The 24,899-nt window shown below is 70.4% G+C and carries 19 protein-coding genes; 4 read left to right on the plus strand and 15 right to left on the minus strand.

What is annotated here, in order from left to right; all coding sequences use genetic code 11:
* Positions 1-206: 206 nt before the first annotated feature.
* Complete coding sequence (gene ileS / locus KKZ08_RS10030) at positions 207-3,353, plus strand: isoleucine--tRNA ligase (RefSeq protein WP_223774117.1); 3,147 nt, start codon at positions 207-209, stop codon at positions 3,351-3,353.
* A 212-nt stretch (positions 3,354-3,565) separates the two neighbouring features.
* Here ileS and KKZ08_RS10035 read toward each other — a convergent pair whose 3' ends face one another.
* From KKZ08_RS10035 to rsmH, 15 genes are all read right to left on the minus strand, one after another.
* Complete coding sequence (locus tag KKZ08_RS10035) at positions 3,566-4,678, minus strand: DivIVA domain-containing protein (protein WP_223774118.1); 1,113 nt, start codon at positions 4,676-4,678, stop codon at positions 3,566-3,568.
* A 55-nt stretch (positions 4,679-4,733) separates the two neighbouring features.
* Positions 4,734-5,018, minus strand: a complete 285-nt coding sequence (locus KKZ08_RS10040) for a YggT family protein (RefSeq protein ID WP_055528652.1) — start codon at positions 5,016-5,018, stop codon at positions 4,734-4,736.
* 83 nt (positions 5,019-5,101) lie between these two features.
* Positions 5,102-5,746, minus strand: coding sequence for a cell division protein SepF (gene sepF / locus KKZ08_RS10045; protein WP_223774119.1), 645 nt, complete (start codon positions 5,744-5,746; stop codon positions 5,102-5,104).
* A gap of 125 nt (positions 5,747-5,871) precedes the next feature.
* A complete protein-coding gene (locus KKZ08_RS10050) occupies positions 5,872-6,591 on the minus strand; it encodes a YggS family pyridoxal phosphate-dependent enzyme (protein WP_223774120.1) in 720 nt (239 codons plus the stop codon).
* Between the two features lie 6 nt (positions 6,592-6,597).
* Positions 6,598-7,329, minus strand: a complete 732-nt coding sequence (pgeF, locus tag KKZ08_RS10055; RefSeq protein ID WP_223774121.1) for a peptidoglycan editing factor PgeF — start codon at positions 7,327-7,329, stop codon at positions 6,598-6,600.
* Between the two features lie 16 nt (positions 7,330-7,345).
* Positions 7,346-8,578 carry a cell division protein FtsZ gene (gene ftsZ / locus KKZ08_RS10060; RefSeq protein ID WP_223774122.1) on the minus strand — a complete coding sequence of 411 codons (1,233 nt, stop codon included), beginning with the start codon at positions 8,576-8,578 and terminating at the stop codon, positions 7,346-7,348.
* A gap of 275 nt (positions 8,579-8,853) precedes the next feature.
* Positions 8,854-9,645, minus strand: coding sequence for an FtsQ-type POTRA domain-containing protein (locus tag KKZ08_RS10065; RefSeq protein WP_223774123.1), 792 nt, complete (start codon positions 9,643-9,645; stop codon positions 8,854-8,856).
* 14 nt (positions 9,646-9,659) lie between these two features.
* A complete protein-coding gene (murG, locus tag KKZ08_RS10070) occupies positions 9,660-10,754 on the minus strand; it encodes an undecaprenyldiphospho-muramoylpentapeptide beta-N-acetylglucosaminyltransferase (RefSeq protein WP_223774124.1) in 1,095 nt (364 codons plus the stop codon).
* A 6-nt stretch (positions 10,755-10,760) separates the two neighbouring features.
* The gene (ftsW, locus tag KKZ08_RS10075; protein WP_223774125.1) at positions 10,761-12,071 is read right to left on the minus strand and encodes a putative lipid II flippase FtsW; all 1,311 of its coding nucleotides are present in this window, start codon (positions 12,069-12,071) and stop codon (positions 10,761-10,763) included.
* 48 nt (positions 12,072-12,119) lie between these two features.
* Positions 12,120-13,544, minus strand: a complete 1,425-nt coding sequence (gene murD / locus KKZ08_RS10080) for a UDP-N-acetylmuramoyl-L-alanine--D-glutamate ligase (RefSeq protein ID WP_223774126.1) — start codon at positions 13,542-13,544, stop codon at positions 12,120-12,122.
* Positions 13,541-14,611, minus strand: a complete 1,071-nt coding sequence (mraY, locus tag KKZ08_RS10085; RefSeq protein ID WP_030783859.1) for a phospho-N-acetylmuramoyl-pentapeptide-transferase — start codon at positions 14,609-14,611, stop codon at positions 13,541-13,543. The genes murD and mraY overlap by 4 nt, the downstream gene beginning before the upstream one ends.
* Complete coding sequence (gene murF, locus KKZ08_RS10090; RefSeq protein WP_223774127.1) at positions 14,608-16,023, minus strand: UDP-N-acetylmuramoyl-tripeptide--D-alanyl-D-alanine ligase; 1,416 nt, start codon at positions 16,021-16,023, stop codon at positions 14,608-14,610. The genes mraY and murF overlap by 4 nt, the downstream gene beginning before the upstream one ends.
* 4 nt (positions 16,024-16,027) lie before the next feature.
* The gene (locus KKZ08_RS10095; RefSeq protein WP_223774128.1) at positions 16,028-17,680 is read right to left on the minus strand and encodes a UDP-N-acetylmuramoyl-L-alanyl-D-glutamate--2,6-diaminopimelate ligase; all 1,653 of its coding nucleotides are present in this window, start codon (positions 17,678-17,680) and stop codon (positions 16,028-16,030) included.
* Positions 17,681-17,700: 20 nt separating this feature from the next.
* Positions 17,701-19,617, minus strand: coding sequence for a penicillin-binding protein 2 (locus KKZ08_RS10100; RefSeq protein WP_276573920.1), 1,917 nt, complete (start codon positions 19,615-19,617; stop codon positions 17,701-17,703).
* A 654-nt stretch (positions 19,618-20,271) separates the two neighbouring features.
* Positions 20,272-21,231, minus strand: a complete 960-nt coding sequence (gene rsmH, locus KKZ08_RS10105) for a 16S rRNA (cytosine(1402)-N(4))-methyltransferase RsmH (RefSeq protein WP_223774129.1) — start codon at positions 21,229-21,231, stop codon at positions 20,272-20,274.
* A gap of 419 nt (positions 21,232-21,650) precedes the next feature.
* Here rsmH and KKZ08_RS10110 point away from each other — a divergent pair, with 419 nt between their 5' ends.
* The 3 genes from KKZ08_RS10110 to KKZ08_RS10120 all read left to right on the plus strand — a co-directional run bounded on the left by KKZ08_RS10110 (position 21,651) and on the right by KKZ08_RS10120 (position 24,833).
* The gene (locus KKZ08_RS10110) at positions 21,651-22,208 is read left to right on the plus strand and encodes a carbonic anhydrase (protein ID WP_223774130.1); all 558 of its coding nucleotides are present in this window, start codon (positions 21,651-21,653) and stop codon (positions 22,206-22,208) included.
* A gap of 235 nt (positions 22,209-22,443) precedes the next feature.
* Positions 22,444-23,466, plus strand: coding sequence for a MoxR family ATPase (locus tag KKZ08_RS10115; protein ID WP_223774131.1), 1,023 nt, complete (start codon positions 22,444-22,446; stop codon positions 23,464-23,466).
* Positions 23,466-24,833 carry a DUF58 domain-containing protein gene (locus tag KKZ08_RS10120; protein WP_223774132.1) on the plus strand — a complete coding sequence of 456 codons (1,368 nt, stop codon included), beginning with the start codon at positions 23,466-23,468 and terminating at the stop codon, positions 24,831-24,833. Before KKZ08_RS10115 ends, KKZ08_RS10120 begins: the two co-directional genes overlap by 1 nt.
* Positions 24,834-24,899 lie beyond the last annotated feature (66 nt).

Here is a 24,899-nt window from a genome sequence, read left to right on the forward strand (position 1 = left end):
AAGATCACCCCGGAGCCGCCGGAAGAAAGCCGAGGCCGTAGGGCCGAGGTGAGTAGACCCGGTATCGCGACCCCAATGAGGGGGCTCACCGGCACGGAGCACCGTTCCGGAGAGCCAAGGAGGGTGGTACCGCGGGAGCGCGCCGCACCAGGCGCACACGGCTCTCGTCCCTCCGACGGAAGGCAGCACATCCGCCGGAGGAGCCCGTGAATACGCCGCCGCAGTACCGACAGGTACCCGCCCAGGTCGACCTGCCCGCCCTCGAGCACGCCGTGCTCGACTTCTGGCGCGAGCAGAAGATCTTCGCCAAGAGCCTGGAGCAGTCCGAAGGCCGCCCCGAGTGGGTGTTCTACGAGGGTCCGCCGACCGCCAACGGCATGCCGGGCGCCCACCACATCGAGGCCCGCGTCTTCAAGGACGTCTTCCCGCGCTTTCGCACCATGCGCGGCTACCACGTGGCCCGCAAGGCCGGCTGGGACTGCCACGGCCTCCCCGTGGAGCTCGCGGTCGAGAAGGAACTCGGCTTCAACGGCAAGAAGGACATCGAGGCGTACGGCATCGCCGAGTTCAACGCCAAGTGCCGCGAGTCCGTGACCCGCCACACCGACGCCTTCACCGAGCTGACGACCCGCATGGGGTACTGGGTCGACCTCGACGACGCGTACCGGACGATGAACCCCGAGTACGTCGACTCGGTCTGGTGGTCCCTGAAGGAGATCTTCAACAAGGACCTGCTCGTCCAGGACCACCGCGTCGCCCCCTGGTGCCCGCGCTGTGGCACGGGCCTGTCCGACCACGAGCTGGCGCAGGGCTACGAGACGGTGGTCGACCCGTCCGTCTACGTCCGCTTCCCCCTCACCTCCGGTCCCCTCGCGGGCGAGGCCGCCCTCCTGGTCTGGACGACGACGCCCTGGACGCTCGTCTCCAACACCGCCGTCGCCGCGCACCCCGACGTCACCTACGTCGTCGCGACGGACGGCGAGCAGAAGCTCGTCGTCGCCCAGCAGCTCGTCGAGAAGGCGCTCGGCGAGGGGTGGGAGACGACCGGCGAGACCTTCACCGGCGCCGAGATGGAGCGCTGGACGTACCAACGTCCCTTCGAGCTGGTGGAGTTCCCGGCTCCGGCCCACTTCGTGGTCAACGCCGAGTACGTCACCACGGAGGACGGCACCGGCCTCGTCCACCAGTCCCCCGCCTTCGGTGAGGACGACCTCAAGGTCTGCCGCGCGTACGGCCTGCCGGTCGTGAACCCGGTCCGCCCGGACGGCACCTTCGAGGAGGACGTCCCGCTCGTGGGCGGCGTCTTCTTCAAGAAGGCCGACGAGGCCCTCACCAAGGACCTCGACGACCGCGGCCTGCTCTTCAAGCACATCGCGTACGAGCACAGCTACCCGCACTGCTGGCGCTGCCACACGGCGCTGCTCTACTACGCGCAGCCGTCCTGGTACATCCGCACCACGGCCGTCAAGGACAAGCTCCTCCAGGAGAACGAGAAGACCAACTGGTTCCCGGAGTCGGTCAAGCACGGCCGCTTCGGCGACTGGCTGAACAACAACGTCGACTGGGCGCTCTCCCGCAACCGCTACTGGGGCACCCCACTGCCCATCTGGCGCTGCGAGGACGACCACCTCACCTGCGTCGGCTCGCGCGCGGAGCTCTCCGACCTGACCGGCACCGACCAGTCGGGCCTGGACCCGCACCGCCCCTTCATCGACGAGATCACCTTCACGTGCCCCAAGGAGGGCTGCGCCGGCACGGCCACGCGCGTGCCGGAGGTCATCGACGCCTGGTACGACTCGGGCTCCATGCCGTTCGCGCAGTGGGGCTACCCGTACAAGAACAAGGAACTCTTCGAGAGCCGCTACCCCGCCCAGTTCATCTCGGAGGCCATCGACCAGACCCGCGGCTGGTTCTACACGCTGATGGCCATCGGCACCCTGGTCTTCGACAAGTCGTCCTACGAGAACGTGGTCTGCCTCGGCCACATCCTCGCCGAGGACGGCCGCAAGATGTCCAAGCACCTGGGCAACATCCTCCAGCCCATCCCGCTCATGGACCAGCACGGCGCCGACGCGGTGCGCTGGTTCATGGCGGCCGGCGGCTCCCCGTGGGCGGCGCGCCGCGTGGGCCACGGCACCATCCAGGAGGTCGTCCGCAAGACGCTCCTCACCTACTGGAACACGGTCGCCTTCCAGGCCCTGTACGCCCGTACGTCGAAGTGGGCCCCGAGCGACGCCGACCCGGCGCCCGCCGACCGCCCGCTCCTGGACCGCTGGCTGCTCAGCGAGCTGCACGCCCTGACCGACCAGGTCACCCAGGCCCTGGAGGGCTACGACACGCAGCGCGCGGGCAAGCTCCTGTCCGTCTTCGTGGACAACCTCTCCAACTGGTACGTACGCCGTTCCCGTCGCCGCTTCTGGCAGGGCGACAAGGCGGCCCTGCGCACCCTGCACGAGGTCGTCGACACGGTCACGCGCCTGATGGCCCCGCTCACGCCGTTCATCACGGAGCGTGTCTGGCAGGACCTGGTCGTGCCCGTGACCCCGGACGCCCCGGAGTCCGTGCACCTCGCCTCCTGGCCGGAGACGGACCTGACCGCCATCGACCCGGAGCTGTCCCGGCAGATGGTCCTCGTACGCCGCCTGGTCGAGCTCGGCCGTGCCACCCGCGCGGAGTCGGGCGTCAAGACCCGCCAGCCGCTGTCCCGCGCGCTCGTCGCGGCGTCCGGCTTCGACTCGCTCGGCCCGGAGCTGCACGCCCAGATCACGGAGGAGCTGAACGTCTCCTCCCTGGCGTCACTCTCCGAAGTCGGCGGCTCCCTGGTCGACACCACCGCCAAGGCGAACTTCCGGGCGCTCGGCAAGCGGTTCGGCAAGGGTGTCCAGGCGGTCGCCAAGGCCGTCGCCGAGGCCGACGCCGCCGCCCTGTCGCTGGCGCTCCGCGAGGGCACGGCCTCCGTCGAGGTCGACGGCGAGACGGTGACGCTGGCCCCGGACGAGGTCATCATCACGGAGACCCCGCGCGAGGGCTGGTCGGTGGCCTCCGACTCCGGTGCCACGGTCGCCCTGGACCTGGAGATCACTCAGGAGCTGCGCCGCGCGGGCCTCGCCCGTGACGCGATCCGCCTGATCCAGGAGGCCCGCAAGAACAGCGGCCTGGACGTCGCGGACCGGATCGCCCTGCGCTGGACGTCCACGGACCCGGAGGTGCTCACGGCGCTCTCCGACCACGCCGGGCTCATCTCCGACGAGGTGCTCGCCACGGAGTTCGCCCAGGGTGAGGCGGACGACACATTCGGGCAGCCGTTCACCGACAACTCCCTGAAGCTGACGTTCCGCCTGCGCAAGGCGTAAGCGCGCCCGAGCACACGGCCGAAGGCCCGGTCCCGCCAAGAAATCTTGGTGGGACCGGGCCTTCGGCGTTGCGTACCACGTACAGACGAACGCTCCTGTACGACGCCGCCGGACGCACAGAACACCCCCGGACGCGCAAAAGGGCCGGGCCCCCAGAGAATCTGGGGGCCCGGCCCTGAACGCTGCCGACGCCTAAGGCGTGGTCACGCCCGTCAGTTGTCGTCCTCGTCGATGAGGAAACCACGCATCGGCGACGGAGCCTGCTGCATCGGCTGCTGGCCCTGCGGCCGCACCGGCGCCATCGGCTGGGTCATCGCCGGCGACATCTGCTGCTGGCCGCCGTAGGACGGACCGCCGCCCTGCTGGTTGCCGCCACCCATCGACTGGTTGCCGCCGTAGGACGGGGCACCCGCGCCGGCCGGAGCCATCGACGGCGCCGGGGACGGCGGCAGCGAGGCGGTGGCAGGCGTACGCGGCGGGGCCAGCGAGTCGTCGGCCTGCGTCTCCAGCTGGCGCAGCTGCGACTCCAGGTACGACTTCAGACGCGTGCGGTACTCGCGCTCGAAGCCGCGCAGGTCCTCGACCTTGCGCTCCAGCGTGGCGCGAGCGGACTCCAGGGAGCCCATCGCGACACGGTGCTTCTCCTGCGCGTCCCGCTCCAGGGCGTCGGCCTTGGCACGGGCGTCACGCTCGAGGCCCTCGGCGCGCGAACGGGCCTCGCCGACGATCTTGTTGGCCTCGGAACGGGCCTCCGCGATCGCCTGGTCGGCGGTCTGCTGCGCAAGGGACAGCACGCGGGCGGCGCTGTCGCCACCGGGGCCCTGACCGGGCTGCGGCATCTGCGGACCACCCATCGGGCCGCCACCCATGGGACCACCCATGGGGCCGCCCATCGGGCCCTGACCCATCGGGCCGGGGCCCTGCGGACCACCCTGCTGGCCGTGCTGCTGGCCATGTCCGCTGGGACCTGCGGGCAGCTGCGGTGCGCCGCCGGGCAGCTGAGGCGGGCCACCCATGGGGCCACCCATCTGCTGCGGCGGGACCGGCTGCGGTCCCGATATAGCGGCGGGCACCGGAGCACCCGGACCTCGCTGGTCCTGCGGCCCGTCGGGACCCTTGCGCATACCGCCCTGCTGCTGGTTCTGAGCAGCGGCGCGGGTGGCGGCGGCCAGCTTGGCGCGCAGATCCTCGTTCTCGCGGAGCAGGCGAGTCAGTTCGGCTTCGACCTCATCGAGGAAGGCATCGACCTCGTCCTCGTCATAGCCTTCTCGGAGGCGGACGGTCGTGAACTGCTTGTTCCGCACGTCCTCGGGGGTCAACGGCATCTCTTCACCTCAACGTAGTCGTCGGCATTCGGCAAGAACGTAGCTGACATCGAGCTCACAGCCGGCTCACGACGGAGATCAGGATGTAGACGATGATCATCAGTACGAAGAAGGACAGGTCGAGCGCCACGCCCCCGAGACGCAGCGGCGGAATGAACCGCCGCAGAAGCTTGAGCGGTGGATCAGTGACAGTGTAGGTGGCCTCCAGAACGACCACCATCGCCTTGCCGGGTTGCCATGAGCGGGCGAACTGGAAGACGTAGTCCATGACCAGTCGGAAGATAAGCACGATGAGGAAGCACATCAGCGCGATGTAAAGCACCTGCAAGACCACGCTCATGTTCGCGGTTCCCTCTCCCCTGTTACTCGTGCTTCGTCGTTCCGGTACTGCGTCTTGCTTGCGACTACTGCGTCACTTGCGTCTCAGCTCTGGTTGAAGAACCCGCCCTCTGCGATGCGAGCCTTGTCCTCCGCCGTTACATCGACGTTAGCAGGCGACAACAGGAACACCTTCTGCGTCACGCGCTCAATGCTGCCATGGAGACCGAAGACCAGACCGGCGGCAAAGTCGACAAGTCGCTTCGCGTCGGTGTCGTCCATCTCGGTCAGATTCATGATCACCGGAGTGCCCTCGCGGAAGTGTTCCCCGATGGTACGGGCCTCGTTGTAGGTCCGGGGGTGCAACGTGGTGATGCGGTAGGGCTCCCGCTCGGACACGACCTTGGGCATGATCACCGGTGCGTTCTTCTCCAGGCTCTGACGTTCAGGTGTGATGGATGCCACGGGGGCGATTCGTGCCGGACGTCCGGATTCCGCGGCTAGCGAAGCGGAATGGGCCACCGGCTCACGGGGGGCGGGGGGCTGCACCACTCGTACCGATTCGTCCCTTTGGGACTGATGGGATTGGTGCGACTGGTGCGACTGGTGTGGCGGTTCATGCCGCCTGCGGTCGCGCTCGGGCTCCGGCTCGGGTTCGAACTCGTCATCGGGGTCGAACCCCGCTCCGTCGTACCCATCGTCCTCCACGAGGCCGAGGTAGACCGCCATCTTGCGCATCGCGCCGGCCATGCTCTGAGTCCTCCGCTCTGTGGTGGATCGGCTGTCGTCACCAACTGCCCGCGATCCACGTGGTATCCCCGCCTCAACAGCGAGAATGACCATATTTTCTGCTGTGGTCCGACTTCTTGGCGACGTTACCCGAGCCCGGGTCGGACTCCGAGTACCGCCGTACCGACGCGCACATGTGTCGCCCCGGCCGCCACGGCCTGTTCGAGGTCCGCACTCATCCCTGCTGACACCATGTTCGCAGCCGGATGAGCCGCGCGCATGAGGGTTGCGAATTCCATCAGCCGCTCGAACGCCGCCTGTTGCCGTCCCGCGTACGGACCGGTGAGCGGCGCGACGGTCATCAGACCGTCGAGACGCAGTCCCGGCGCCCCGGCCACGAGGTCGGCCAACTCTCCGATTCCGCCGGGGCCGACACCCCCGCGCTCCCCCCGCCCGTTCTCCTCGGCGTCGAGCGCGACCTGGATCAGGCAGCCGAGTTCACGCTCCGCGCGGACGGCGGCCGCCGAAAGGGCCGTGACGAGCTTGGGCCGGTCCACGGACTGCACCAGATCGGCATAACCGACCACGGAACGCACCTTATTGGTCTGCAACTGACCGACAAAGTGCCAGGTAAGGGGGAGATCCGTGCACTGCGCGGCCTTCGGTGCCGCGTCCTGGTCGCGGTTCTCCGCGACGTGACGCACTCCGAGTTCCGACAGGATTCGCACATCGCTCGCCGGATAGGTCTTGGTGACCACGATCAGGGTCACCTCTTCCCGCTTGCGCCCGGCCGCCGCGCACGCCGCGGCGATGCGCTCCTCGACCTGCGCGAGATTTGCTGCGAGTTGAGTCCTACGGTCCGTCATTCCTTATCAGTCCAGCCAGACATAGCCCGCGAGACGACCGGTCGTGCGGTCGCGGCGGTACGAGAAGTGGTCACCGGATTCCAGCGTGCACACCGGCGAGTGCTCCCGGTCGTGCACTCCGAGCCGCTCCAGCTGGGCGTGCACCCCGGCGGTCACATCGACCGCCGGCGTACCCCAGCTCGTCTCGGCGTACGCCGCGGGCTCGACGGCGGCGACATCGGCGCGCATCGCCTCGGGTACTTCGTAACAACGCCCGCAGACGGCGGGCCCGGTGCGGGCGACGATGCGCCCGGGGTCGGCGCCGAGCTCCACCATGGCCTCGACGGCGGCCGGCACGACGCCCGCCACCATGCCCGGGCGCCCGGCGTGCGCCGCGGCCGCGACCTTGGCGACCGGATCGGCGAGCAGGACCGGCGTGCAGTCGGCGGTCAGGACCGCGAGGGCGAGGCCCCTGCGGGCGGTCACCACCGCGTCGACGGCCGGGATCTCGGCCTCGGATCCCCAGGGCCCGTCGACCACGGCGACATCGCGGCCGTGCACCTGGTTCATCCAGACGACCCGGTCCGGGTCGACGCCGAGGGACTTGGCGGCCAGCGTCCGGTTCTCCCGCACGGCCTCGGCCTCGTCGCCGACCGCGCCGCCGAGATTGAGCTCTTCGTACGGAACGGCGCTCACCCCGCCCCACCTGTCGGTGAAGGCGAAGTGCGCGCCGCTCGCGGTGCTGTGCTTGCTTATCACTTCGAGAAGTCCGATATCACTTCAGGAAGTCCGGCACGTCCAGCTCTTCGGCCTGGCTGTCCTGGTACGGACGGGCCGGCGGGACCTGCGGCGGGGTCACCGGGGTGGCCGGGGCCTCGCTCGCCGGGGCGGCTTCCGCGGGTTCCGGGGCCGGGGGCTCCTCGCGCGGGGTGACGCTGCCGAGTCCGCCGAAGGCCGGGCGGGACGATTCCGCGGGACGCGGGGCCGCGGACGGCGCCGGCTCCTCGCGCTTGGCGGTCGTGGAGGCCGAGCCAAGGACGTTGTCCCGCTTGGACGGTGGCTGCCCGCCGTCGAAGCCCGCCGCGATGACGGTGACCCTGACCTCGTCGCCGAGCGCGTCGTCGATGACCGCGCCGAAGATGATGTTGGCCTCGGGGTGTGCGGCCTCGCTGACCAGTTGGGCCGCTTCGTTGATCTCGAAGAGGCCGAGGTCCGAGCCACCGGAGATGGAGAGCAGCACCCCGCGGGCGCCGTCGATGGACGCCTCCAGGAGCGGTGAGGAGATCGCCATCTCGGCGGCGGCCACCGCGCGGTCGTCGCCGCGGGCCGAGCCGATGCCCATGAGTGCCGAACCGGCCTCGGACATGACCGACTTGACGTCGGCGAAGTCGAGGTTGATCAGGCCGGGCGTGGTGATGAGGTCGGTAATGCCCTGGACACCGGAGAGCAGGACCTGGTCCGCCGACTTGAAGGCGTCGAGGACCGAGACCTGGCGGTCCGAAATGGACAGCAGCCGGTCGTTGGGGATGACGATGAGGGTGTCGACCTCTTCGCGCAGCTCCGCGATGCCGTCCTCGGCCTGGTTGGCGCGGCGGCGGCCCTCGAAGGTGAACGGCCGGGTGACCACGCCGATGGTGAGGGCGCCGAGCGAGCGCGCGATGTTGGCGACGACGGGTGCGCCGCCGGTGCCGGTGCCACCGCCTTCGCCGGCGGTGACGAAGACCATGTCGGCCCCCTTGAGGACCTCCTCGATCTCCTCGCGGTGGTCCTCTGCGGCCTTGCGGCCGACGGCCGGGTTGGCGCCGGCGCCGAGGCCGCGGGTCAGTTCCCGGCCGACGTCGAGCTTGACGTCGGCGTCGCTCATCAACAGGGCTTGCGCGTCGGTGTTGATGGCGATGAACTCGACGCCCTTGAGACCGACCTCGATCATCCGGTTGATGGCATTGACACCACCGCCGCCGACACCGATGACTTTGATGACTGCGAGGTAGTTCTGCGGTGCTGCCACGTCGAAGGCCTCTCGCCTCGAGTTACGTGTCGCCGTTTCGCATCGATGCGATGCGGCGACTGATGCCGAATGGGACGGTCCGAACGCCGACCCGAACCCTAACGCTGAAGTTTAGGGTTACCAGTGTGTCTGTTCCCTGGACTCTTCCGAACAGGACACTAAGTCGACAAGTGGCGCACGTTCAACGAACACGCCGAACCTCCCGTTTTTCTTTTCACCCTATGTGATCAGCCGTAGCGATGCCGAACCAGGGTGCTGGCCTGCGGCGATACGCGTCAACTCCCTGATGACGCAGGGGCGGTGGGGGCGCTCACATCGAAGTGCCGCGCCTTGGGGGTCGCTTTCATCAGCGCGGTGAGGGTAGTGGCTTTCGTACGCCCCTTCTCGCCACTGCCCCAGACGACCGCACGGCCGCCGCTCAACTCCAGCGAGATGGAGTCGTACGAACGGACCTTGACCTTCCGGGTATCGCGGGCGACGGCTCCGGGCAGGTCACCGACGACCCGCACCGCTTCGCGCAGCAGCCGGTCGGTGCCGAACCGGCGCAGGCTCGCGGCGTCGTTCTTGTGATCCGGCGTCAATTCGAGCCGCGGCACGGCCGTGGGCGCGTGCTCGACCGTGGCGAATCGCACTCCCTCGGCGTCCACTTCGATGAACTTTCCGCCCTTTTCGAGGTAGAGAACCGGCTTACGTTCCGTCACTTCCAGTGCGATTTCGTGCGGCCAGGACCGTACGACCTCAACCGAGTCAATTCGGGGCAATTTCGAGCGGAGACGCTCCTCAAGGGCGTCCGTATCGACCGAAACCAGTGGTTCTCCGACGGGGGCGTCCGCCGCGTCGATCACCTCTCGGGGCGTCAGCACGCGGGTGCCCGACGCCTTCACCTCCTCCAGGCGCACCCACTGCGAGCCGTAGAGGGCCCAGATGCCCCCCGCCGCCAGGAGCACGGCGAGGGCCAGGGCCAGGACCAGGGTACGCGGACGGGCCGACCGGACCCGGCGGGTGCGCTGCGGGCGGGGCGGGCCGGACTTCTGCTGCTGCCGTTCGGCGGTGGTCGGTCCGGCCACGGTCCCCTGCCTTCTCACGCGTTACGGCGTGCCGCAATCGCCTCGTACACCATGCCGACCAGAAGCTCGTCGGCGTCCCGCCGGCCGAACTCCGAGGCGGCGCGGGACATCTCGTACAGCCGGTGCGGATCGGCCAGCACGGGCAGGACGTTGCCCTGGACCCACTCGGGCGTCAGCTCCGCGTCGTCGACCAGCAGTCCACCGCCGGCCTTGACCACCGGCTGGGCGTTGAGCCGCTGTTCGCCGTTGCCGATCGGCAGCGGTACGTACGCGGCGGGGAGCCCGACGGCGGAGAGTTCGGCGACGGTCATCGCGCCCGCGCGGCAGAGCATCATGTCGGCCGCGGCGTACGCGAGGTCCATCCGGTCCACGTACGGTACCGGGATGTAGGGGGGCATCCCCGGCATCTGCTGCACATGCGGCAATTCGTTCTTCGGGCCGACCGCGTGCAGGATCTGGATGCCCGCGCGCTGGAGCACCGGGGCGACCTGCTGGACGACCTCGTTGAGCCGCCGGGCGCCCTGTGAGCCACCGGAGACCAGCAGGGTCGGCAGGTTGGGGTCGAGGCCGAAGGCGGCGCGCGCCTCCGGGCGGACCCGGGCCCGGTCGAGCGTGGCGATCGTGTGGCGCAGCGGGATGCCGATGTAGCGGGAGTTGCGCAGCTTGCTGTCGGGGGTGGCGACGGCCACCCCGTGGGCGTACCGCGAACCGATCTTGTTGGCGAGCCCGGGCCGCGCGTTGGCCTCGTGCACGACGATCGGCGTCCCGGTCCGCTTGGCCGCGAGGTAACCGGGCAGGGCTACGTAGCCGCCGAAGCCGACGACGCAGTCCGCCTTCGTCCGCTCCAGGATCTGCTCGGCCGCCTTGATGGTGCCCCGCAGCCTTCCTGGGACGGTGATCAGTTCAGGGGTGGGCTTGCGCGGCAGCGGGACGGCCGGGATCAGCGCGAGTTCGTAGCCCCGCTCGGGTACGAGTCGGGTCTCGAGTCCACGCTCCGTGCCCAGGGCCGTGATGCCCACGGTCGGGTCCTGCCTCCGCAGGGCGTCCGCGAGGGCGAGCGCGGGCTCGATGTGGCCGGCGGTCCCCCCGCCGGCGAGTACGACATGCACCGAAATTCACCGCTCTCCGGACGGACGCGCCTTGGCGCGCCGTCGCATCGTGTTCCATCTCACCCGAGGTTGCCGCATGGCCAGGGCCGCCTTCGCAGCGGGGTCCGATCGCGCGAAGGCGATGAGGAGCCCGATGGCGAACATGGTCGGCAACAGCGCCGAACCCCCGTAGGAGAACAGCGGGAGCGGGACACCGGCGATCGGCAGCAGACCGAGCACCGCACCGACGTTGATCACGGCCTGGGCCGTGATCCAGGTGGTCACGCCTCCCGCGGCATACCTCACGAAGGGGTCCTCCGTGCGTCCGGCCACGCGGATACCCGCATAGCCTAGAGCCGCGAACAGGGCGAGCACCGACAGTGTCCCCGCCAGACCGAGTTCCTCCCCGGTGATGGCGAAGATGAAGTCGGTGTGTGGTTCGGGCAGTTGACCCCATTTTTCCACACTCGCGCCCAGGCCGGAACCGAAGAATCCGCCGGAGGCAAGGGCATAAATGCCATGTACCGCCTGCCAGCACTGGTCGCCGGGCCCGGGATCGGTGGCGCCGATGCAGGCGAGCCTCGCCATCCGGTTGGGGCTCGTCTTGATGAGAATCACACCGATCAGCGCCGCGACGCCGAGCACCCCCGCGAACAGCCGGGTCGGTGCGCCCGCGAGCCACAACAGGCCGAAAAGAATCGCGGTGAGAATGATCGCGGTGCCCATGTCGCCGCCGAGCATGATGAGCCCGAGCAGCATGAAGGCGACCGGGACGAGCGGCACCAGCATGTGCTTCCACTGGGTCAGCAGCCGCTTGTCGTGCTTGCGCGCGAGCAGGTCGGCGCCCCACAGCACGAGGGCTAGCTTGCCGAACTCACTGGGCTGGAGCTGGAACGGGCCGCCCAGATAGATCCAGTTCTGGTTGCCGTTGACGCTGCGCCCTATCCCCGGGATCTGTACGAGGACCATCAGGAAGACGGTCACCGCGAGCATCGGATAGGCCAGCGCCCGGTGGAGCTTGATGGGCATCCGCATGGCGAGCAGCAGCAGGATCGTACCGAGCACGGCGGCGACGAACTGCTTGCGGAAGAAGTACGAGGCGGGCAGGTCCAGCTGGAGCGCCTGGATCATCGACGCGGAGTAGACCATCACCAGGCCGAGCACGGTGATCAGCAGGCTGCTGCCGAAGATCAGGTAATAGGCGGTCAGCGGGCGGTCCCAGGCCCGGCGGACCCTGTTGACGAGCCGCCGGGGCCCGCTCTCGCCCGGAGGGTGGGAGGCACCTCTGGCGCGTACCGGAGCCGGACGTCTGGCGACCCGCACGGATGACCTGGCCACATTCCCCTCCCAAGGGTGTGCCCGGCGCCGGCCGGGCGTGAGACCCGGTCAGGCGCGCGTGGAGCCGAGTTCGCGGACGGCGTCCGCGAACGCTTCACCACGCTTGTTGTAGTTGGTGAACATGTCCATCGACGCACAGGCCGGAGCCATCAGCACGGTGTCCCCCGGCTGAGCCAGCTCCGCCGCCCGCCGTACCGCCTCGGACATCGCCCCAGTGTCGGTCCGGTCGAGGTCGACGACCGGGACCTCGGGGGCGTGTCGCGCCAGGGCTTCGCGGATCAGGGCGCGGTCGACGCCGATCAGGACGACACCGCGCAGCCGCTTCGCCGCGCTCGTGACGAGTTCGTCGAAGGTGGCGCCCTTGGCGAGGCCGCCCGCGATCCACACGATCGACTCGTACGCCGCCAACGAAGCCTGTGCGGCGTGGGTGTTGGTGGCCTTGGAGTCGTCGACGTAGGCGACCTGCGCGACATCGGCGACGTGTTCGATGCGGTGGGCGTCCGGACGGAAGGCGCGCAGACCGTCGCGTACGGCCGTCGCCTGGACGCCGAAGGCGCGGGCGAGGGCCGCGGCGGCCAGCGCGTTGGCGATGTTGTGCGGCGCGGGCGGGCGGACGTCGGAGATCTCGGCGAGCTCCTGGGCCTGCTTCTGGCGGTCCGGCACGAAGGCACGGTCGACCAGGATGCCGTCCACCACGCCCAGTTGCGAGGGCGCGGGCGCGTTCAGCGTGAAGCCGATGGCCCGGCAGCCCTCTTCGACGTCGGCCTCGCGGACCAGGTCCTCGGTCGCCTTGTCCGCGACGTTGTAGACGCAGGCGATCTGATTGCCCTCGTAGATACGCCCCTTGTCGGCGGCGTACGCCTCCATGGAGCCGTGCCAGTCGAGGTGGTCGGGCGCGAGGTTGAGGACGGCCGCGGAGTGGGCGCGCAGCGAGGGCGCCCAGTGCAGCTGGTACGAGGACAGCTCGACGGCGAGCACGTCGTACGCGTCGTCGCCTTCGAGGACGACGTCCACGATCGGGGTGCCGATGTTGCCGACGGCGGCCGTGCGCAGGCCCGCGGCTTCGAGGATCGAGGCGAGCATCTGCGTGGTCGTCGTCTTGCCGTTGGTGCCCGTGATGGCGAGCCAGGGCGCCGCGTCCGGACCGCGCAGCCGCCAGGCGACCTCGACGTCCCCGATGACGTCCACGCCCGCCTCGGCGGCCGCGGCGAACAGCGGTGACGACGGCTTCCAGCCCGGCGAGGTGACCACCAGGTCGGTGCCCTCGGGCAGCGTCTCGGCGTCGCCCAGGCGTACGGAGATGCCCTCGCCCCGGAGCGGGGCGGCACGCTCCTCGTGCGCCGCTGCCGAGCCGCCGTCCACGACGGTCACCGACGCGCCGAGGCCGGCCAGGGCGCGGGCGGCGCTGATGCCGCTCACGCCGAGACCGGCGACGGTGATGTTCTTGCCCTGCCAGTCGGAGGCGAAGGTCACTTTTCGGCTGCCCATCCCGCGTAGAAGAGACCGAGGCCGACGATCACGCACATGCCCTGGATGATCCAGAAGCGGACCACCACAAGGACCTCGGACCACCCCTTGAGTTCGAAGTGGTGCTGGAGTGGCGCCATCCGGAAGACGCGCTTGCCGGTCAGCTTGAACGAGCCGACCTGGATGACGACCGACATGGTGATCATCACGAAGAGGCCGCCGAGCAGCGCGAGGAGCAGCTCCGTGCGGGAGCAGATCGCAAGGCCCGCCAGCGCGCCGCCGAGGGCGAGCGAACCGGTGTCACCCATGAAGATCTTGGCGGGCGAGGTGTTCCACCACAGGAAGCCGAAGCAGGCGCCCATCAGCGCGGAGGCCACGACCGCCAGGTCGAGCGGGTCCCTGACCTCGAAGCACGCCTGGGGGTTGGTCAGCGTCGTCGCGTTGGCGCAGGACTCCTGGTACTGCCAGACGCCGATGAAGGTGTAGGCGCCGAAGACCATCACGGAGGCGCCGGTGGCGAGGCCGTCCAGGCCGTCGGTGAGGTTCACGCCGTTCGACATCGCGAGGATCATGAACAGCGCCCAGACCACGAACAGGACCGGGCCGATCGACCAGCCGAAGTCCGTGACGAACGACAGCTTGGTGGAGGCCGGGGTCTGGTTGCGGTTGTCCGGCCAGTTCAGCGCGAGCACGGCGAAGCCGATGCCGACGATCAGCTGGCCGGCCATCTTCGCCTTGGCGCGCAGACCGAGCGAACGCTGCTTGACGATCTTGATGTAGTCGTCGAGGAAGCCGACGAGGCCCATGCCCGCCATCAGGAAGAGCACCAGGAGGCCGGAGAGCGTGGTCTCCGTGCCGGTGATGATCTTCGTGAGGAAGTACGCGATGAGCGTGGCCAGGATGAAGGCGATACCGCCCATGGTCGGCGTACCGCGCTTGCTGTGGTGCTCGCGCGGGCCGTCGTCCCGGATGAACTGACCGTAGCCCTTGCGGGCCAGGAGCTTGATCAGCAGCGGGGTGCCGACCAGGGTCAGGAAGAGCCCGATCACACCCGCGAAGAGGATCTGCCTCATCGGCCGGAGACCTGCCCCTCAGAAGACACCGCGGCGTCGTCGAGCAGCGCCGTGGCGACCCGCTCGAGACCGACCGACCTGGACGCCTTCACCAGCACGACGTCTCCCGGGCGCAGCTCGCTGCGCAGCAGGTCGATCGCCGCCTGTGCGTCGGACACGTGCACCGACTCCTCACCCCACGAACCCTCGTTGTATGCGCCCAGTTGGAGCCAGGACGCTTCCCTGCCCCCGACTGCCACGAGCTTGCTCACGTTGAGCCGGACGGCAAGGCGTCCGACCGCGTCGTGCTCGGTGAGACCGTCGTCCCCGAGCTCGGCCATCTGACCGAGCACCGCCCACGTCCGGCGCCCCTTGCCCATGGCCACGAGCGCGCGCAGGGCCGCTCGCATGGACTCGGGGTTCGCGTTGTAGGCGTCGTTGACGACCGTCACACCGTCCGGGCGCTCGGTGACCTCCATCCGCCAGCGGGACAGCGTGCCCGCCTCGGAGAGCGCGAGGGCGATCTCGTCGACGGACATGCCCAGCTCATGGGCGACGGCGGCCGCGGCAAGCGCGTTCGACACGTGGTGCTCACCGTACAGCCGCAAGGTCACGTCGCTGCACCCGGAGGGTGTGTGCAGCGTAAAAGCAGGCTGTCCGTTCTCCGTGAGTCGGACATTCTCGGCACGTACGTCGGCGTCCTCGGCCTCTCCGAAGAGGATCACGCGCGCCTTGGTGCGCGACGCCATGGCGCGCACGAGGGGGTCGTCGGCGTTGAGGACGGCAGCCCCGTCCGCGGGTAGCGCCTCGACCAGCTCACCCTTCGCTTGTGCGATCTGCTCGCGGCCGCCGAACTCGCCGATGTGGGCGGTGCCGACGTTCAGGACGAGGCCGATCCTCGGCGGCGTGAGACCGGTGAGGTAGCGAATATGGCCGATTCCGCGCGCTCCCATCTCCAGGACGAGGAAGCGCGTCTCGTCCGTGGCGCTGAGCGCGGTCAGCGGCAGGCCGATCTCGTTGTTGAGGGAGCCCGGCGTGAAGACCGTGGGCGCCTTGCGCCGCAGCACCTGCGCGAGCAGGTCCTTGGAGCTGGTCTTGCCGACCGATCCTGTCAGGGCGACCAGGGTCGCGCCGAGCCGCTCCACGACGTGGCGGGCGAGGGCGCCGAGCGCCGCCGTTACGTCGTCGACGACGATGGCGGGCACGCCGACCGGCCGCGAGGCGAGGACGGCCGCGGCGCCTGCCGCGACGACGTCCGCCGCGTAGTCGTGGCCGTCGACGCGCTCGCCGACGAAGGCGACGAAGAGGCTGCCGGGCTCCACCTCACGGGAGTCCCGGACGACGGGTCCGGTGACCTGGACGGCCGGATCCGGTATGTCGTACGTCTGCCCGCCGACGACGCTGGCGATCTCGGCGAGGGAGAGGGCGATCACAACTTCATCCCTGGGTTTGCTGGATAGCTTCGCGAAGCACCTGGCGGTCGTCGAAGGGACGCACCACCCCGGCGATGTCCTGCCCCTGCTCGTGGCCCTTGCCCGCGACCAGGACGGTGTCGCCCGGTCGCGCGCGGACGACGGCCGCGCGGATGGCGGCGGCGCGGTCCTCGAACACGGCGACGTCGCCGCGCTCGTGGATCGGCACCTCGGCGGCGCCGGCGAGCATCGTGGCGAGGATCGCGAGGGGGTCCTCGCCACGGGGGTTGTCGGAGGTCAGTACGGCGGTGTCGGCGAGGCGGGCCGCAGCCGCGCCCATCGGCATCCGCTTGGTCCTGTCGCGGTCGCCGCCGCAGCCGAGCACGATGTGCAGCTTGCCCTCGGTGACCTTGCGCAGCGCGCGCAGGACCGATTCGACGGCGTCCGTCTTGTGGGCGTAGTCGACGACCGCGAGGTAGGGCTGGCCCGCGTCGACGCGCTCCAGGCGGCCGGGCACGCCGGGCACCGCGGCGACGCCGTCGGCGGCCTGCTGCGGGTCGATGCCCGCGACGGCCAGCGAGACGATCGCGGCGAGGGTGTTGGCGACGTTGAAGGGGCCGGCCAGCGGCGACTTCGCCGTGATGCGCTCGCCCTTGGGGCCGACCACGACGAACGTCGAGTCCAGCGGGCCGACCACGACGTCCTCGGCGCGCCAGTCGGCGTCGGGGTGTCCCTCGGCGGAGAACGTGGTGACGGGCACCTCGGACTCGGTGACGAGCCGACGCCCGTACTCGTCGTCGAAGTTGACCACGCCGAGCCGCGAGCGCCGCTTGGTGAACAGCTGCGCCTTGGCCTGGAAGTAGTCCTCCATGTCGGAGTGGAACTCCATGTGCTCCGGGCTCAGGTTGTTGAAGACGGCGACGTCGAAGACGCAGCCGTCCACGCGCCCGAGCACCAGGGCGTGGCTGGAGACCTCCATGGCGACCGCCTCGACGCCGCGCTCGCGCATCACCGCGAACAGCGCCTGGAGGTCGGTGGCTTCGGGGGTCGTACGCTCCGACTTGATGCGCGTCTCGCCGATGCGCATCTCGACGGTGCCGATGAGCCCGGTCGCGCGCAGGCCCTTGAGGCCGCCCTCGACGAGGTACGCGGTCGTCGTCTTGCCGGAGGTGCCGGTGATGCCGATCTGGAGGAGGTCGCGGCCGGGGTGGCCGTAGACCGTCGCCGCGAGTTCGCCCATCCGGCCGCGCGGGCTGTCGACGACCAGGACCGGCAGGCCGGTCGCGGCCGCGCGTTCGGCACCGGTCGGGTCCGTGAGGATCGCCGCGGCGCCGAGGTCGGCGGCCTGCGCCACGAAGTCGGCGCCGTGCATACGGGCGCCGGGCAGCGCGGCGTAGATGTCACCGGGGCGGACCGCGCGGGAGTCGTGCGTGATGCCCGTGATCTGCGCGGCGCCCTCGACGGCGACGCCCAGCTGGCCCGCCAGGTCCGTCAAGGAGGTCGCGGAGACCTGGTCCGGCCGCGGCGGTCCCGGGTAGGTCACGGGAGCGCCCTTCTGGGTGGTTTGGGACTGATCAGCGTGTGGCACGGCGGTGAGCGTACCGGGCGCACCCCACTCGGGGCGAAGTGAGGGGCGTGGCGGGGGGTGGTTCCCGGGGTCGGGAGTGATCGTTGTCACGGGCGGTTCCTGGTCGGGTCCTAGGGCTCGAAGGTGACGGGAAGGCGGGCCGGACCGCTCCCCGTGGGCGGGACTTGGAGCGTCTTGAGCGCGAACTCCATGACTTCCTTGTAGATGGGCCCGCAGATCTGGCCGCCGAAGTAACTGCCCTTGGTGGCGTTCTGGATCGCGCAGTAGACCGTGACGCGCGGCTTGTCGGCCGGCGCGAAGCCCGCGAAGGACGAGGTGTAGCCCTTGTAGCGGCCGGTCGCGGGGTCGACCCGGTTGGCCGTACCGGTCTTGCCCGCGACGCGGTAGCCGGGGATGCGGGCCTTGGTGCCGGTGCCCTCTTCGTCGTCGACGACGGACTCCAGCATCTGCGACACCGTCTTGGCGGTCTTGTCGCTCACCACCCGCGTCTTCTTCGGCTTCGGCGCGGGCGTGAAGCGGCCGTCGGGCCCCTTCGTACCGCGCACGAGCGTGGGCTCGACGCGTACGCCGCCGTTGGCGATCGTCGAGTAGACAGAGGCCGCCTGCATCGCGTTGATGGAGACGCCCTGGCCGAACGGGATCGTGAACTGCTGCGAGGTCGACCACTTGGCGGGGGGCGCGAGGATGCCGGAGGTCTCGCCGGGGAAGCCGAGGCCGGTCTCCTTGCCGAGGCCGAACTTGCGCAGGTAGGAGTAGAGGACCTTGTTGGCCTGCTCCTGCGTCTTGCCCAGCTGGCCGGTGGCGAGGATGGTGCCGATGTTGGAGGACTTGGCGAGCACGCCGTTGAGCGTCAGGTGCCAGGTCGGGTGGTCGATGTCGTCCTGGAAGAGGCGGTCGCCGCGGTGCAGCCGGTTGGGCACCGTCACCCGGGTGCCGGGCGTTGCCACGTTCTCCTCCAGGACCGCCGCCATGGACATGACCTTGGCGGTGGAGCCGGGCTCGAAGGCGTCCTGGAGCGCGGCGTTGCCGAGCGCCGCGCCGTCGGCCTGCGTGAGGTCGTTCGGGTCAAAACCGGGGGCGTTGGCCATCGCGAGGACCTCGCCGGTCCGCGTGTCCTGCACTATCACGTAGCCGCGGTCGGCCTCGGACTTCCTGACCTGCTCCGTGATGGCGTTCTGCGCGGCCCACTGGATGTCACGGTCGATGGTGAGCTCGATGTCGGAGCCGGGCACGGCGGGCGTCTCCGTGGAGCCCGCGGTCGGCACCTGCCTGCCGCCGGACTGGGCGTAGCGGATCTTGCCGTCCTCGCCCGCCAGCTGCTTGTCGAGCTGCCGCTCCAGGCCGCCGCCGCCCTTGCCGTTGGAGCTGACCCAGCCCAGTATCCCGGCGGCCAGGTCGTGGTTGGGGTAGACCCGTTTGCTGCTCGGGTCCGCGAGGACGCCGGCCAGGACGTTCGGGGAGCCCGGGTCGGTGCCCGCCTTCTCGGCGAGCGCGCCGCGCAGGTCCTTGATCTGCTTCCACACCTTCGGGGTCTGGCGGCGGGCGAGCAGGACGTAGCGGGTGTCGGGCGTCTTGAGCTTCTTGGTGAGCTCGGCGACGCTCTTGTCGAGGATGGGGGCCAGGAGCGCCGCCGCCTGCTCGGGCGCGTCCTTGGTCTTCATCTCCTTCGGCGTGAACAGCGTGGGGTCCGCCGTGATGTCGTACGCGTCCACGCTGGCGGCCAGTTCGACGCCGGCGCGGTCGGTGATGCGTCCGCGCTCGGCCGCCAGGGTGTGCGTGAAGTAGCGGTTTTTCTCCGCCTTGGCCGTGTACACGCTCGCGTCGACGGCCTGCACCTGGAGGAGCCGCACGACGAAGGCCAGCATCACCAGCGTCAGGCCCAGGCTGACCATGCGCAGGCGTGGGCGAGGGCTGCCCAGGCGGATGGTGCGGGCCTGGCCTTGGTGCCGGGGCGGCGGGCGGCGGGCGCCCTGCGGATGCCGGGCGCCGGGCGCGCCAGGGCGTGCGGGCCGCGAGGGCCCTGGCACCCGACGCCGCGGGGTTCCCTGTCGGACACTTAACGTCACCTGCCGGAGGTCGTCGGGGCCGGGCTGCGGGGCCGGGGGGCGTGGGGGCACGGTCGCGGGTGGCCCAGCCGCGGTTGGCGCGGCCGCGGGCGCCGGGCGGAGACGGCAGGCGGGGCCGGGGCGGGGCGGAGATCGGCACGGAGGCCGCCGGGGCGCCACCTCCTGCGGACGCAGCGCCGAGGGCCGGGCCGCGGCGGCGCCGGGCACACCGCGCACGGTGCCGTCGGGGTTCAGGAAGGCCGGGTCGCCGCCGGGGACCATGCCGAGCTTGTCGGCGCGCCGCTGGAGGGCGTCGGGCGCGGCGTAGCCGTCCACGTCGCGCTGGAGCTCCTGCTTCTCCTCGGTGAGGTCCTTCGTCTGCCGCTTGAGCTCACTCACCTGGAACGAGCCTTCGTTGAGCGAGGAGTTCAGGATGAGCAGCATGATCAGGCCACCGCCGAGGAGCAGCACGACCAGGAGGACGAAGGGCGTGCGCGCGGCCTGGTTCTGGCCCTGCGGGAGCAGTTTCGCGAGGCGGGCGGCCCTCCCCCGCAGCTCGGGCTTCTTGCTCATGGAGCCTCCTCGCGTAACTCAGCTCAGCGGACGGTGCTCACGTGTCCTTCGGCCGGCCGGGCCTCAGCTCACGTCCTCGCGGACGCGCTCGGCGCCCCGCAGCCGCGCCGGGGCGGCCCTGCGGTTCTCGGCGACCTCTTCCTCGGTGGGCAGTTCGGCGCCGCGGGTCAGAAGCTTCAGGCGCGGCTGGTAGCGCTCGGGGACCACGGGCAGGCCGGGCGGCGCCGTGTTCGCGGCACCGGCCGCGAACACCTGCTTGACCAGGCGGTCTTCCAGCGAGTGGTACGACAGGACGGCGATCCGACCGCCGACGGCGAGCGCCTTCACGGCCGCCGGGATCGCCCGCTCCAGGACGCTCAGCTCGCCGTTGACCTCGATGCGCAGGGCCTGGAAGGTGCGCTTGGCGGGGTTGCCGCCGGTGCGCTTGGCGGCCTGCGGCAGGGAGTCGCGGATGAGCTCGACGAGCCGCGCGCTGTTGCTGAACGGCTCCTTCTCGCGCTCGCGCACGACGGCGCTGACGATGCGCTTGGCCTGCTTCTCCTCGCCGTACTGGCGCAGGATCCGCACCAGTTCGCCGGGCGCGTACGTGTTGAGGACCTCGGCGGCGCTGATGCCGGTCGTCTGGTCCATGCGCATGTCCAGGGGCGCGTCCTGGGCGTACGCGAATCCCCGGTCCGCCTCGTCGAGTTGCATGGAGGAGACGCCGAGGTCGAAGAGGACGCCCTGTACGCGCGGGATGTCCAGGCGGTCGAGCACCTCGGGGAGCTCGTCGTAGACGGCGTGCACCAGGGTGGCCCGGTCGCCGTAGGGGGCGAGCCGTTCGCCGGACAGGCGCAGTGCTTCCTTGTCGCGGTCCAGGGCGACGAGGCGCGCCGCGGGGAAGGTGGCCAGGAGGGCCTCGCTGTGGCCGCCGAGGCCGAGGGTGCAGTCGACGACGACCGCGCCCGGTTCGGCGAGGGCGGGGGCCAACATGTCCAGGCACCGCTGGAGCATCACCGGGACGTGTCGGCTGTTGTCGGTCAAGGGGCCCTCTCAGGTCCGGCGCGGCGTCCGTACGCACTGCCGGGTCCCCGCCCGCTCCGTGAAGGGGAATGGTCCGCCGGCGCCGGGGAAGTGGCGTCAGCCGACCGGGAGCGGGAGGAGGCCGAGCCGTACGTACGCGCCGCGCACGTGGGGATTCTCAAGAATCTCCGGGATGTGCGGTCCAGCGGGGAGCAGGTCACGTCTCCCGCTTCGCGTCACTTTAGTCCACGGTGTCTTCCGGTCAATCAACCGGCCTGCGCGTCGCGGCCCGGTCCGAGACACGGGCGCAAATCCCCCGTAGTCACCCATTCGGCCGTAGCCGCCACACCCTGTGGGTTAGCTCACAACAAGAGTTATTGGCGTTCTTTGTCCCTTCTCACAGCGGGCCGAGTTGATCAGTGGCCATTAACGTCATATCCATGTCGACTTCCGCATCCCCCTCGGGTAACAGCCCCGCAGAGCCGATCGGCGACATAGCCGTCGGCACGGTCACCGACCGCCTGGTCGAGGCGAACAAGCGGTACGCCGCCGGCTTCGCCGATCCGGGCATGGACGCCCGCCCCGTACTGCGTGTCGCCGTCGTCGCCTGCATGGACGCCCGCCTCGATCTGCATGACGCGCTCGGCCTCGAGCTGGGCGACTGCCACACCATCCGCAACGCGGGCGGCGTGGTCACCGACGACGTCATCCGCTCCCTGACCATCAGCCAGCGCGCGCTCGGCACCCGCAGCGTGGTCCTCATCCACCACACCGGCTGCGGCCTGGAGTCCCTCACCGAGGAGTTCCGCCAGGACCTGGAGAACGAGGTGGGGCAGCGGCCGACGTGGGCGGTGGAGTCCTTCCGCGACGTCGAGCAGGACGTACGCCAGTCGATGCAGCGCGTACGGACCTCGCCGTTCCTGCTGCACACCGACGACATCCGCGGCTTTGTCTTCGACGTGACGACGGGTCTGCTGCGGGAGATCGCCCCCGCGTAATCGACCCTGCGTGACTGACAAAAGGTCGTAAGACCCGACAAATCGGCGCCAGTTATCCACAGGCGAGTGACACGACCCGGTACGCCCAACAACAATGCGGGGGTGGCACCACGCACACCATTCACGCGTGGTGCCGGTGAATTCGGGGTGGACCGGGTCGTGCGCTTGAGCGGCGGCCCGGAAATGGGGTACCCCCTGCTCCTCAGGAGCGCGGGGCAGGGCCGAGGAGGGCCGGGTGACGACGTATGACGATCGAGCGAGCCTCACAGATCTGACCACCACAGCGGAGCGTGTCCGCAGGTCGGTGGAGGGTGTGATCGAGGGCAAGCCGGAGGTCGTACGGCTCTCGCTGACCGTGCTCCTCGCCGAGGGGCATCTGCTCATCGAGGATGTGCCGGGCGTGGGCAAGACCATGCTCGCCAAGGCACTGGCGCGGTCCATCGACTGCTCGGTGCGGCGGATCCAGTTCACGCCGGACCTGCTGCCGTCGGACATCACCGGTGTGTCCATCTTCGACCAGCAGCGCAGGGACTTCGAGTTCAAGCCGGGCGCCATCTTCGCGCAGATCGTGATCGGCGACGAGATCAACCGCGCCTCTCCGAAGACGCAGTCCGCGCTCCTGGAGTCCATGGAGGAGCGCCAGGTCACCATCGACGGGCAGACCTATGAACTGCCCAGCCCCTTCATGGTCGTGGCCACGCAGAACCCCGTGGAGATGGAGGGGACCTACCCCCTGCCCGAGGCGCAGCGCGACCGCTTCATGGCGCGCGTCTCGATCGGCTATCCGGGGCCGGAGGCCGAGCTCCAGATGCTCGACGTGCACGGCGGCGTCTCGCCCCTGGACGACCTCCAGCCGGTGGCGCACGCCCACGACATCGTGAAGCTCATCGACGCGGTGCGCACGGTCCACGTGGCCGACACCGTGCGGCGGTACGCGGTGGACCTGGTCTCCGCCACGCGCAACCACCCCGACCTGAGACTCGGGGCCTCGCCGCGCGCCACGCTGCACCTGGTGCGCGCCGCCAAGGCCTCCGCGGCGCTCAGCGGCCGGGAGTTCGCCCTGCCGGACGACGTACAGGCGCTGGCCGTCGCGGTCCTCGCGCACCGCCTGCTGCCCACCGCGCAGGCCCAGCTGAACCGCCGCACGGCCGAATCCGTCGTCCTGGAGATCCTCCAGCACACCCCCGTCCCCGCCGCCGCCCAGCCGGGCAACGGCGCCTTCTTCGCCCCGCAGCCGCCCGGCACGCGGAGGCTGTGATGACGGCGCCAGCGGGTCCTGCGGGTCCCGCCGAGGGCGACAAGGGCGGGCTGCGCACGGCTCTCGCGGGCCTGACCACACGCGGGCGTTCCTTCCTGGCGGCGGGCATCGCCGCCGCCATCTGCGCCTACGTCCTCGGCCAGAGCGACCTGCTGCGCGTCGGGCTGCTGCTCGCCGTACTGCCGCTGGTCTGCGCCGTGGTCCTCTTCCGCACCCGGTACCGCGTGGCGGGCAGCCGCAGGCTCTCCCCCGGGCGCGTGCCGGCCGGTTCGGAGGCCCGCGTCCACCTGCGCATGGACAACGTCTCGCGACTGCCCACGGGACTGCTGATGCTCCAGGACCGGGTGCCCTACGTCCTCGGGCCCCGGCCCCGGTTCGTGCTCGACCGGGTCGAGGCGGGCGGGCGCCGCGAGGTGTCCTACCGCGTCCGCTCCGACCTGCGCGGACGCTATCCGCTGGGGCCGCTGCAGCTGCGCCTGACGGACCCGTTCGGGATGTGCGAGCTGACCCGCTCCTTCTCGACGTACGACACCCTGACGGTCATCCCGCGCGTGGAGGCGCTGCCCCCGGTGCGGCTCTCGGGCGAGGCCAAGGGGTACGGCGACGGGCGCAACCGCTCGCTGGCGCTCGCCGGTGAGGACGACGTCATCCCGCGCGGGTACCGCCACGGCGACGACCTGCGCCGCGTCCACTGGCGCTCCACCGCGCGCTACGGCGAGCTGATGGTCCGCCGCGAGGAGCAGCCGCAGCGCGCCCGCTGCACGGTGCTCCTGGACACCCGGGGCACCGGCTTCCGGGGCGCCGGGCCCGACTCGGCCTTCGAGTGGGCGGTGTCGGGCACGGCCTCGGCCCTGGTGCACATGCTCGAACGGGGCTTCTCGGTCAGGCTGTTGACCGACACCGGCACCTCCGTGCCGGGCGAGGGCTCGGACGGCTTCGCGGGCGCGAGCCAGGAGTCGGCGGACGCGGCCGGGCTGATGATGGACACCCTCGCGGTGATCGAGCACTCGGACGGCGCCGGGCTCTCCCGTGCGTACGACGTGCTGCGCGGGGGCAATGAAGGCCTCCTCATCGCCTTCCTCGGCGACCTCGACGAGGAACAGGCGGCGGTGGTCGCCAAGATGCGTCAGCGCAGCGGCGCCGCGGTCGCCTTCGTCCTGGACAGCACCGTGTGGGCGCAGCGCTCCGGCGGTGTGCCGGCCGGCGCCGGTGACGTACGGGTGCAGCTGCTGCGCGAGGCGGGCTGGACGGCCCTCACCGTGCCGCCGGGGGCGAGCCTGACGGACCTGTGGCGCCGGGCCGACCACGCGCGCACGAGCGCGGGCCCGGCACCCGCGACGGGGACCACGACCGGGGGCTGGGCATGAGGACGCGGTACGGATCGCCGGGGCACCCGCGCGCGGGAGGCCCGGTAGCACGGCAGGGACGTACGA

Source organism: Streptomyces sp. 135 (assembly GCF_020026305.1).
In the GTDB taxonomy this organism is placed as follows: domain Bacteria; phylum Actinomycetota; class Actinomycetes; order Streptomycetales; family Streptomycetaceae; genus Streptomyces.

What these genes read in the sequence shown, in the direction of transcription:
- KKZ08_RS10035 (WP_223774118.1), bottom strand. Translation starts at nt 4,678, where the DNA reads ATGCCGTTGACCCCCGAGGACGTGCGGAACAAGCAGTTCACGACCGTC.
- KKZ08_RS10040 (WP_055528652.1), bottom strand. Translation starts at nt 5,018, where the DNA reads ATGAGCGTGGTCTTGCAGGTGCTTTACATCGCGCTGATGTGCTTCCTC.
- sepF (WP_223774119.1), bottom strand. Translation starts at nt 5,746, where the DNA reads ATGGCCGGCGCGATGCGCAAGATGGCGGTCTACCTCGGCCTCGTGGAG.
- KKZ08_RS10050 (WP_223774120.1), bottom strand. Translation starts at nt 6,591, where the DNA reads ATGACGGACCGTAGGACTCAACTCGCAGCAAATCTCGCGCAGGTCGAG.
- mraY (WP_030783859.1), bottom strand. Translation starts at nt 14,611, where the DNA reads ATGAGGCAGATCCTCTTCGCGGGTGTGATCGGGCTCTTCCTGACCCTG.
- KKZ08_RS10110 (WP_223774130.1), top strand. Translation starts at nt 21,651, where the DNA reads ATGTCGACTTCCGCATCCCCCTCGGGTAACAGCCCCGCAGAGCCGATC.
- KKZ08_RS10120 (WP_223774132.1), top strand. Translation starts at nt 23,466, where the DNA reads ATGACGGCGCCAGCGGGTCCTGCGGGTCCCGCCGAGGGCGACAAGGGC.